General features: G+C 63.8%; 7 protein-coding genes. 6 read left to right on the top strand and 1 reads right to left on the bottom strand.

Features of this window, described 5'->3' with window-relative positions:
- Positions 1-75: 75 nt before the first annotated feature.
- Complete coding sequence (locus EOB80_RS25400) at positions 76-1,185, bottom strand: Gfo/Idh/MocA family oxidoreductase (protein WP_127330511.1); 1,110 nt, start codon at positions 1,183-1,185, stop codon at positions 76-78.
- 156 nt (positions 1,186-1,341) lie between these two features.
- Here EOB80_RS25400 and EOB80_RS25395 point away from each other — a divergent pair, with 156 nt between their 5' ends.
- The 6 genes from EOB80_RS25395 (at position 1,342) to iolB (ending at position 8,575) form a co-directional block, all read left to right on the top strand.
- Positions 1,342-2,187, top strand: a complete 846-nt coding sequence (locus EOB80_RS25395; protein WP_164762714.1) for a MurR/RpiR family transcriptional regulator — start codon at positions 1,342-1,344, stop codon at positions 2,185-2,187.
- A gap of 141 nt (positions 2,188-2,328) precedes the next feature.
- Positions 2,329-4,263 (top strand): 5-dehydro-2-deoxygluconokinase, encoded by a 1,935-nt coding sequence (gene iolC, locus EOB80_RS25390; RefSeq protein WP_127330507.1) that lies wholly within the window; start codon positions 2,329-2,331, stop codon positions 4,261-4,263.
- A 34-nt stretch (positions 4,264-4,297) separates the two neighbouring features.
- On the top strand, positions 4,298-6,148 hold the full coding sequence (gene iolD / locus EOB80_RS25385) for a 3D-(3,5/4)-trihydroxycyclohexane-1,2-dione acylhydrolase (decyclizing) (RefSeq protein ID WP_127330505.1): 1,851 nt from the start codon (positions 4,298-4,300) through the stop codon (positions 6,146-6,148).
- Between the two features lie 223 nt (positions 6,149-6,371).
- Positions 6,372-7,289 carry a myo-inosose-2 dehydratase gene (gene iolE, locus EOB80_RS25380; protein WP_127330503.1) on the top strand — a complete coding sequence of 306 codons (918 nt, stop codon included), beginning with the start codon at positions 6,372-6,374 and terminating at the stop codon, positions 7,287-7,289.
- A 57-nt stretch (positions 7,290-7,346) separates the two neighbouring features.
- The gene (locus EOB80_RS25375) at positions 7,347-7,565 is read left to right on the top strand and encodes a DUF3329 domain-containing protein (RefSeq protein ID WP_127330501.1); all 219 of its coding nucleotides are present in this window, start codon (positions 7,347-7,349) and stop codon (positions 7,563-7,565) included.
- Between the two features lie 197 nt (positions 7,566-7,762).
- Positions 7,763-8,575: a 5-deoxy-glucuronate isomerase gene (gene iolB, locus EOB80_RS25370; protein WP_127330499.1), complete on the top strand. Its 813-nt coding sequence runs from the start codon at positions 7,763-7,765 to the stop codon at positions 8,573-8,575.
- Positions 8,576-8,753 lie beyond the last annotated feature (178 nt).

Here is an 8,753-nt window from a genome sequence, read left to right as displayed (position 1 = left end):
CCCTGGAGCACCCCTCATCCGACCTCGCTTCGCGAGGCCACCTTCTCCCGCAAGGGGAGAAGGTGAGCCGCCGCCTTACCGCACATCGACCCAGCGCTTCTCCTCGAACGATCGCGCCATCGCGTGCACCGTGCGCTCGATCTCCAGCCCTTCGGCAAACTCGATGAGCCGCGCCGGCCTGCCTTCAAGCCGCGTCAGCAATTCGCGGCACTCGATGATCTTGAGATCGTTGAAGCCGAGGCCATGGCCTGGCGCCGGCACGAAGAGGTCATAAGGCTTGTGGTGCGGCGCCACCAGGATGGTGCGGTAGCCCTGCTCGGTCGGCCGGTCTGATGTGAGGTAGAGCTGGAATTCGTTCGATCGTTCCTGGTCGAACAGGATCGACCCTTTCGAGCCGAAGATCTGGACGGCGATGCGGCCCTTGCGGCCCCAGGCCGAGCGGTTGACCAGCAGCGTGCCGGCAATGCCATTTTCCAGATGCATCAGCACGCTGGCTATATCGTAGGTTTCGACCGCGCGGCGGCCGCCGCTGGCCAGCTTGCGGTCGGCATAGGGTTTGGCCATGTCGCAGATGACACTGGCGACGCGGCCGAACAGGGCTGAGACCAGCGACAGCGGATGCACGGCGAAATCGTCGAGCGCGCCATAGCCGGAAGCTGCTTCGTGCTTCCAGAAGAACAGCGCTTCGGGATCGGCCATGAAGTCCTCGTCCATCTCGATGCGCAGATGGTTGACCTCGCCGATGATCTTCTCGTCGAGCAGCGCACCGATGTGACGGATGGCCGGGCTCTGGATGTAGTTGTAGCCGAGGGCCGCGACCTTGCCGGACTTTCTCGCCGCCTCGGCCATCGCCTCGGCCTCGGCAAAGCTCGGAGCCATCGGCTTTTCGCACCACAGATGCTTGCCTGCTTCGAGGATGGCGATGGCCATTTCCGGATGGAACTGGTTGGGCGTGGTCAGCGAGACGATATCGACTTCGGGATCGTTGACGACGGCGCGCCAGTCCCCCGACGCCTTGGCGAAACCGAACTCGCCCGCCTTGCGCAGGGCAAGCTCTTCATTGACCTCGCCGAGATGGACCAGCCGTGGCTTGGCAACGTCCGGAAAGACGGCGCCGACGGCACTCCATGCGATGGCGTGACACTTGCCCATGAAACCCGTACCGATGAGACCGACGCCGACCATTTTCCGTTTCTCCACTGCTTGAAGCGCTGCGTGGATGAATTAGTCCATTTTTCCCTGGAATGGAATGTCTGCCTCATTTTTTATGGTGTTCTTGCGCAGGCTCGCTATGATGAGGCACAGAGGGACGCTTCACGCATGAGCCTGGACAGAGCGACGATGGACGAACGGGTACCTCGCGATTTCGAGACGCTGCGCACCACCATCCTGGAGCGGCGCGAAAGCCTGCCGAAGCGCATCGCCCAGATCGCTGCCCATGCGCTCGACAATCCCGACGATATCGCTTTCGGCACCGCCGCCAGCATCGCCGCTTCGGCCGGCGTGCAGCCTTCGACCCTGATCCGATTTGCCCAGCAGCTTGGCTTCGATGGTTTCACCAGCCTGCAGCAGGTGTTTCGCGAACGGCTACGCGAGCGCAACTCATCCTATGACGAAAGGCTGCAGGCGTTGCGCGCCAAGGCAGAGGGCGGTGCCGGCCACCGGGCGATCTTCGACGGCTTCGTCGCCGCCGCCTCGACCTCGCTCAACGACATTTCGCGCACGCTGGACGACGCGCATCTGGAAGAGGCCATTTCCCTGCTGGCCAAGGCGGAGACCATCTATGTGCTGGCCAAGCGCCGCTCCTATCCGGTGGCGTCCTACATCGCCTATGCGCTGGGCAAGCTGAAGATCCGCAACCAGCTGATCGAATCGGCGGCCGGCCTGAATGCCGAGATGATCGGCTTCGCGACGCCGGCGGATGCCGTCATCGCCATTTCCTTCTCGCCCTACGCGCCTGCCACGATCGAGGAAGCGCGCAGCATTTCGGAACAGGGCGTGCCGATCGTCGCCATCACCGACAGCTCGTTTTCGCCGCTCGCCCAGTTCGCCAAGGTCTGGTTCGAGGTTGCCGAGGCCGATTTCGCCGGCTTCCGTTCGCTGTCGGCGACAATGGCGCTGGCCATGGCGCTGACCGTCGGCGTCGGCGAGAAGCGACGCGACACGGGCCGCAAGCGCAAGGCCTGATCCACCGCTGAAAAGGCACTTTTCGCCGAAGGAACGCTCATTCCATATTGACTATGGATTGGAATTATTATTTCATATTCCCGGCGCCACGCTGCCGCTCGCGCGTGTACCCCAACACAACAAGGCCGACGGGAGGTTCCAATGAGCGAAGCCGTGGACGCTGAATACGCGCCGCTCGACGTCATCACCATCGGTCGCGCTTCCGTGGACCTTTATGGGCAGCAGATCGGCTCGCGGCTGGAGGACATCACCTCCTTCGCCAAGTCGGTCGGCGGCTGCCCGGCCAACATCTCGGTCGGCACGGCCAGGCTCGGCCTGCGCTCGGCACTGCTCACCCGCGTCGGCGACGAGCAGATGGGCCGCTTCATCCGCGAGCAGCTGACGCGTGAAGGCGTCAATGTCGACGGCCTTAAGACCGACAAGGAGCGGCTTACCGCCTTGGTCCTGCTGTCGGTCGAGGACGAAGGCGTCTCGCCGATGATCTTCTACCGCTCGGATTGCGCCGACATGGCGCTGGCGCCGGAGGACATCGATGAGGCCTTCATCGCCTCGGCGCGCTCGATCGTCGTTACCGGCACGCATTTTTCCAGGCCCAACAGCGATGCCGCGCAGCGCAAGGCGATCCGCATCATGAAGGCCAAGGGCGGCAAGGTGGTGTTCGACATCGACTACCGGCCGAACCTGTGGGGCCTCGCCGGCCATGCCGAAGGGTTCGAGCGCTATGTGAAATCGGACCGGGTCTCGGCGCAGCTGAAGACGGTGCTGCCCGATTGCGACCTCATCGTCGGCACCGAGGAGGAGATCATGATCGCGTCGGGCGCCGACGATTGCCTGAGCGCCTTGAAGACGATCCGCTCGCTGTCGTCCGCCACCATCGTCCTGAAGCGCGGCGCCATGGGCTGCATCGTCTATGACGGACCGATCAGCGACGACCTCGAGGACGGTGTCGTCGGCAAGGGGTTTCCGATCGAGATCTACAATGTGCTGGGCGCCGGCGACGCCTTCATGTCCGGCTTCCTGCGCGGCTGGCTGGGTGGCGAAGATCATGCGACAGCGGCGACCTGGGCCAATGCCTGCGGCGCCTTCGCCGTGTCGCGGCTGCTCTGCGCGCCGGAATATCCGACCTTCGAAGAACTGCGGTTCTTCCTCAAACACGGCAGCAAGCATCTGGCGTTGCGCAAGGACGAGGCGATCAACCACATCCATTGGGCGACGACGCGCCGGCGCGACATCCCCTCGCTGATGGCGCTTGCCTGCGACCATCGCGTGCAGCTCGAGGATGTGGCGGCGAAGGCCGGCGCCGATCCGGCGCGGATCGAAGAATTCAAGGTGCTGGCAGTCAAGGCGGCGGCGAAGGTCGCCGCCGGCCGCGACGGCTACGGCATGCTGATCGACGAGAAACACGGCCGCAAGGCAATGTTCGAATTCGCCAGGCATTCCTTCGCCTGGCTCGGGCGGCCGGTGGAGCTGCCGGGTTCGCGGCCGCTGCGCTTCGAATTCTCGCAGGACATCGGCTCGCAGCTTGTCGAATGGCCGGTCGACCATTGCATCAAATGCCTGTGTTTCTATCACCCCGACGATCCGGCGGCGCTGAAGGAAGAACAGCAGCAGAAGTTGCGAGCCCTGTTCGAAGGCGCGCGGAAGGTCGGCAGGGAACTTCTCATCGAGATCATTGCCGGCAAGCATGGCAAGCTCGACGACACGACGATCCCGCGCGCCCTGGAAGAACTCTATGCGCTCGGCATCAAGCCGGACTGGTGGAAGCTCGAGCCGCAGGCGTCGAGCGGCGCCTGGGCGAAGATCGAGGCCGTCATCCTGAAGCACGACCCGTGGTGCCGCGGCGTCGTGCTGCTGGGCCTGGAGGCGCCGCAGGACGAACTGGAAGCGGCGTTCGCCGCCACCGCCAAGGCGCCCATCGTCAAGGGCTTTGCAGTGGGCCGCACCATCTTCGTCCATGCGGCCGAGCAATGGCTGGCCGGCAAGATGTCAGATGACGAGGCGATCGCCGACATGGCGCAGCGCTTCGAACAGTTGACGGATGCGTGGCTTGCCGCGCGCGGCCGCAAGGCGGCATAAGAAGGCGCGGAACAGGACTGCGGAGGAAAATACCATGAGCAAGACAATCCGCCTGACAATGGCGCAGGCGCTGACCCGCTTCCTGTCGCGGCAGATGACCGAGATCGACGGTAGCAAAGTCCCGATCTTCGGCGGCGTCTGGGCGATCTTCGGCCACGGCAATGTCGCCGGCATCGGCGAGGCGCTCTATCAGCTGCGCGACGAACTGCCCACCTTCCGCGCCCACAATGAACAGGCGATGGCGCATGCGGCGATCGCCTACGCCAAGGCCAATTTCCGCCGCCGCTTCATGGCCGCGACCTCTTCGATCGGCCCCGGCGCGCTCAACATGGTGACAGCGGCGGCGCTCGCCCACGTAAACAGGTTGCCCGTCCTGTTTTTGCCGGGCGACGTCTTCGCCAACCGCATCCCAGACCCGGTGCTGCAGCAGGCCGAGGATTTCTCCGACGGCACGGCGACGGTCAATGACTGCTTCCGTCCGGTTTCACGCTATTTCGACCGCATCACCCGGCCGGAGCAGATCATCCCGGCGCTCAGCCGCGCCATGGCTGTGCTGACCGATCCGGCCGAATGCGGCCCGGTGACGCTGTCTCTGTGCCAGGACGTGCAGGCCGAGGCCTACGACTACCCCGAGAGTTTCTTTGCCGAGAGGGTCTGGCACCAGCGCCGGCCGCGCGCTGATCGCCATGAGCTTGCCGCTGCAGTCGCCGTGCTCAAGGGTGCAAAAAAACCGCTGGTGATCGCCGGCGGCGGTGTCCTCTATTCGCAGGCGTCGGACGAACTGGCGAAATTCGCCGAGAGCGCCGGCATCCCGGTCTGCGAGACGCAAGGCGGCAAATCCTCGCTGCCGGACGATCATTCGCTCAACATGGCGGCGGTCGGCGTCACCGGCACTTCTGCCGCCAACCGGCTGGCTGAGGAAGCCGATGTCGTGCTGGCCATCGGCACGCGCCTGCAGGATTTCACCACCGGTTCGTGGGCGCTGTTCAAGAATTCGGGCAAGACCATCATCGGGCTCAACGTGCAGCCCTTCGACGCCGGCAAGCACCGCGCCCTACCATTGGTGGCCGATGCGGCCGAGGGCCTGGCCGAACTCAGTGCTGCGCTGAAGGGCTGGAAGGCGCCGGCAAGCTGGACCGACAATGCGTCCTCCGGCAAGAAGGCCTGGCAGGCCGAGGCGGCCAAGGTGACGGCGTCGACCAATGCCGCCTACCCGTCCGACGCGCAGGTGATCGGCGCCGTGCAGCGCGCCATGGGCACCAGTGTGACGCTGCTGAATGCCTCCGGCGGGTTGCCGGGCGAATTGCACAAACTTTGGCAGGCGGGCGCGCCCGGATCGTATCATGGCGAATATGGCTTCTCGACCATGGGCTACGAGATTGCCGGCGGGCTCGGAGCCAAGATGGCGAAGCCCGGCGAGGAGATCGTCGTCATGATCGGCGACGGCTCCTACCTGATGATGAACTCCGAAATCGCCACCTCGGTGATGCTCGGCCTCAAGCTCACTATCGTGCTGCTCGACAACAGAGGCTATGGCTGCATCAACCGGCTGCAGATGGCGACCGGCGGCGCCAACTTCAACAATCTGCTGAAGGACTCGCGCCACGAGGTTCTGTCCGACATCGACTTTGCCGCGCATGCGGCGAGCATGGGGGCGATTGCCGAGAAAGTGCCGTCGATCGCCGGGCTGGAAAACGCGCTGGCACAAGCCAGGAAGAATACGCGCACAACGGTGCTCGTCATCGACACCGACCCGCTGGTTTCCACGGATGCCGGCGGCCATTGGTGGGACGTGGCGGTGCCGGAAGTGTCGGCACGGCCGCAGGTCAACGCAGCGCGCAAGGCGTATGACGAAAAGCGGAAGATGCAGAGTGTGGGTGATTGAGGTCGGCGCTGCCCCTCACCTGCCTGCCGGCATCCTCTCCCCGTATAGGGACGGGGAGAGGGACGCTGTCACCACCGGTTTCGCCAATCACCGCCGTCGCAAGAAAGACGCCGAGGTCGCGGCTAGACCCCTTCTCCCCGTCACTATACGGGGAGAAGGTGCCGGCAGGCGGATGAGGGGCGGCGGCAACCAAAGGATAACTGTTCTAAACTGGAGTGACGACTTGAAAGCCAAACTGGGCATGTCCCCCATTGCGTGGTGGAACGACGATCTTGCGGAACTCAGCGACGACGTATCGCTGGAAGAATGTTTGCGCCAGTCGCGCTCGGCCGGCTTCACCGGCATGGAGATGGGCCGGCGTTTTCCCAATGACCCCGAAATCATGCTGCCGATCCTGAAGGCCGCCGACGTCACGCTGTGCGGCGGCTGGTTCTCCGGCACGCTGGTCGATGGGGAGATGGCCGACAACAAGGATCGCATCCAGCCGATGATCGACCTGTTCAAGGCGGTGAATGCGCCTTGCATCGTCTATGGCGAGGTCGGCCGCTCGATCCAGGGCGACCGCTCGAAGCCGCTGGCGACCAAGCCGAAGCTGTCGGATGACGAGATGAAGGCTTACGCGAAACGCCTGACCGCGTTTGGCGAATGGTGCGCCGAACAGGGTATGCCGCTGTCCTATCATCACCACATGGCGGCGGTGGTCGAGACCGAGCCGGAACTCGATGCCTTCATGCGCTATTCCGGAGCCGGCATTCCGCTGCTGCTCGATGCCGGACATCTGGCATTCGCCGGCGGAGACGTGCTGCGTGCCATCGACAACCATCATACCCGCATCAGCCATGTGCATGTGAAGGACGTTCGCATGGGCGTGATCGAAAAGCTCGATCGCACCAAACAATCCTTCCTCGACGCGGTGGCGCTGGGCGCCTTCACCGTGCCGGGCGACGGCTCGCTCGATTTCGGCGCCATCGTGCAGCGCTTCGCCGACCATGGCTATGAGGGCTGGTTCGTGGTCGAAGCCGAGCAGGACCCGAAGAAGAACCCGCCACTCAGGATGGCGCAGGTTGGCTACAAGGAACTGATGCGCGTCATGACCGCCGCCGGCTATACGGTCGAGACGCAAGGCTTTCCAAATGTCTAGTTCCCAATGGCTGGTGCGACGGGTTCCCGGCGAGGCCGATTGCTGTAGATTGGCCCTATGAAAGATTCCGAACACCCCTTCTTCCGGCCTTTGTGGCGGCGTGCCGCCATCGTCGCGGTCTGCGTCATCTGGTCGATCATCGAGTTCGCCACCGGTACGCCGTTCTGGGGCATGATCGCGCTTGGCTTCGCCGGCTACGCCGTCTGGCAGTTTTTTTATCTCTACAAGCCTGCTGACGAGGCGAAGTCTCCAGTCGAGCCCGAGCCGAAGGAGTAACTGATCGCATGCGTTGGCGACTAGCTTGCAGTGCTTCTCGTTTCGTCATCCTGGGGCGGAGCAAGGAGCGAAGCGACGCGGCGCAGACCCTAGGATGACGAAGTTGGAAGAGCGCCGGCCGAAGATTTGCGATGGCCCTTTCAAACAGGCGGCTTGGCTTCACGGAGTCCTTCAAGCCAACGGAATAGGAGACAAAAATGTCGAAGCTGCTCGTCAAAGCCGACAAAGGCCTTGGCCGCGTCGCCCATGTGACGCCGAAAAGCGCCGGCTGGACCTATGTCGGTTTCGACCTGCATCGGCTGAAGCCCGGCGAGAGCGTCTCCGGCAAGACGGAGGATCGTGAAGTCTGCCTGGTGTTCGTCACCGGCAAGGGCAAGGCGTCAGCCGGTGGCAAGGAGCTCGGCCTGCTCGGCGAGCGCATGTCGCCCTTCGAGGGCAAGCCGTGGTCGGTGTATGTGCCTGAGGGTTCGGACTGGTCGGTGACAGCGGACACCGGACTGGAACTCGCGGTCTGCTCGGCGCCGGGCCTTGGCGGCGGTCTGCCGGTGCGGGTGATCGCGCCGGACGACCTCGGCCAGGAGGTGCGCGGCAAGGGCACCAACACGCGCTACGTCACCAACATATTGCCGGAGGGCGAGCCGGCCGATTCGCTGCTGGTGGTCGAGGTCATCACGCCCGGCGGGCATACATCGAGCTATCCGCCGCACAAGCACGACCGGGACAATCTACCCGCCGAATCCTACCTCGAGGAAACCTACTATCACCGCCTCAACCCGGCGCAGGGTTTTGCCTTCCAGCGCGTCTACACCGATGCCGACAAGAATGGCCACCGCGCGCTCGACGAAGCGATGGCGATCGAGGATGGCGATGTCGTGCTGGTGCCCGGGGGTTATCACCCCTGCGCCGCCTGCCACGGCTACGACCTCTATTATCTCAACGTCATGGCAGGGCCGAAGCGGACGTGGAAATTCCACAACGCGCCCGAGCACGAGTGGTTGATGAAGGCCTGATCGGTCGCTGCGTGAGCACTCGCTCCCTGGTCCAGCACGAAAAAATCGTCGGCTAATGACCCCGCCGCAGCGTTTTGTTACCTGAAAGCCAGCAAGGCTTCGTCAATTCGTCATGGAAATCACCTATGGCAGCGAAGCTGACAAGGACTTTCCATGCGCTACGCCCTCTATTTCACCC

This window comes from Mesorhizobium sp. M7A.F.Ca.MR.245.00.0.0 (assembly GCF_003997415.1).
Lineage (GTDB): Bacteria > Pseudomonadota > Alphaproteobacteria > Rhizobiales > Rhizobiaceae > Mesorhizobium.
This window is presented reverse-complemented; position numbering and strand designations above follow the sequence as displayed.